At 65.5% G+C, this 1,808-nt stretch carries 2 protein-coding genes; both read right to left on the reverse strand.

The genetic code is table 11. From position 1 onward, the window contains the following. Positions 1-197: 197 nt before the first annotated feature. On the reverse strand, positions 198-593 hold the full coding sequence (locus tag HBF26_RS19325) for a DUF3301 domain-containing protein (RefSeq protein ID WP_167129836.1): 396 nt from the start codon (positions 591-593) through the stop codon (positions 198-200). 151 nt (positions 594-744) lie between these two features. After that, positions 745-1,611: a carboxylating nicotinate-nucleotide diphosphorylase gene (gene nadC / locus HBF26_RS19330; protein ID WP_167129838.1), complete on the reverse strand. Its 867-nt coding sequence runs from the start codon at positions 1,609-1,611 to the stop codon at positions 745-747. Positions 1,612-1,808 lie beyond the last annotated feature (197 nt).

Genomic DNA, 1,808 nt, shown 5'->3' on the forward strand with positions numbered 1-1,808 from the left:
GTGCGGCGGCCCTAGCTCCCACACGTGCTCGCAGCACCGCCGCTAAAACGGCTTGCCGCACTCCGCTCTCACCTCAAGCCTACCCCGACGCAAAGACACAAGCCGCTTCAGCGGCGATGGGGTGCTCGCGAGGTGCTTGCCCGCTGCCGCGGGATCGCCGCTAAAGCGGCTCCCACAGTGGTCTTGGCAAGACCTTGTCAATGCAGCCGCCGCCGATCAGCCAGCGACACCACATTCCCCGTATGCACGAACGCGTCGGTTGCAACGACGGTTTCCAGCTCCGGCGCGCCGGACATCGGCAGCGAGAAGCTGACGACATCGTTTCCAGCCATCCATAGCCGCGCCGCCTGCCTCGATTGGCCGTCTTCGCTTACCTCGAACGCATAACAGCGTTCCAGCCGGCGCACACCGTCCACACCCTGCCAGCGCACGGCGCGAAGGCCTACGCTCTGATCCAGCAGTTGCAGCCCATGCCGCTTGCACAGGGCCATGGCGGCGCGCACCGCGATTTCACGCGCCCGGGTGAGGCGATACCAGGCGGCGACGCCGGCGGCGAGCAGGAGCAACCAGAAAAGATCGGTGAAGGATGACATGGGAGCAGTGTGTGGCCGCGTGCGCCTCGCCACAAGTCCCTTGCCGGTCTTCCTGCAAGCGGCAGCTGCCTTGTGTGGGAGCCGGCTATGCCGGCGATCCCGCGGCAGCGGGCAAGCTTGCCGCAAGCGACCATCGCCGCTATAGCGGCTCCTACAAATCGAGGCGGAGCGAGAGGTCGATGGCCTTCACATTCTTGGTGAGCGCGCCGCTGGAGATGAAGTCCACACCGGTCTCGGCGATGGCGCGGATCGTGTCGATCTCGACGTTGCCTGACACTTCGAGCGGGATCCGGCCGGCGGTGTAGGCCACGGCTTCGGTCAGCATGGCCGGCGTGAAGTTGTCGAGCAGGGCGCGATCGGCACCGGCGGAAATGGCTTCCGCCAGTTCGTCCAGCGTCTCCACCTCGACGATGAGCGGCAGGTTCGGATGGATGCTGCGCGCGGCACGTACCGCCGCCGGAATGCCGCCCGCTGCGATGATGTGGTTTTCCTTGAGCATCATCGCGTCGAACAGGCCGATGCGGTGATTGGTGCCGCCACCGCAACGGACGGCGTACTTCTGCGCGCGGCGCAGGCCCGGGAGGGTCTTGCGCGTGTCGAGCACGCGGGTACCCGTGCCTGCGATGGCGTCGACATAGCGCGCGGTCACGGTGGCCGTGGCCGACAGCAGCTGCAGGAAATTCAATGCCGAGCGCTCTGCCGTGACGAGTGCGCGGGCCTTGCCGGCGAGGCGGCAAATTGCCGTGCCCGGCGCGACGCGGTCGCCATCGTGCACGAGCCATTCGATGCGCACATCGGGATCCAGCTTGCGGAAGCACGCATCGAACCAGGCCGAACCACAAAGCACGGCATCCTCACGACAGGTCAGCACGGCCGTGGCGCTGGCCTTCGGATCCAGCAGGTCCGCGGTGGCGTCGCCGGGACCGATATCCTCGGCAAAAGCGCGTTCCACATCGGCAAGAATGTCGCCGGCTGGCGGAAGCGCCTCTGCCAGGTGACGCGGATCGGAAAGACTCATCGTGCGGGTGCCCAGGGAAGAGGGCGCTACCTTACCAAGTCCGAGGCTCGCACTGTAGAAGAGGCCATGGTGGGATTTGTGTGGGAGCAACTGTCTTTTTCAGTGGATTGCTCACACGGCCGCAGATCGCCATCCAACCTGATCTCGGACCATGGCATTGATGGCCGTGATCAGGCTTCTCATGCAGGCAACGATAG

Origin of the sequence: Luteibacter jiangsuensis, assembly GCF_011742555.1 — a bacterium.
Taxonomy (GTDB): Bacteria; Pseudomonadota; Gammaproteobacteria; order Xanthomonadales; family Rhodanobacteraceae; genus Luteibacter; species Luteibacter jiangsuensis.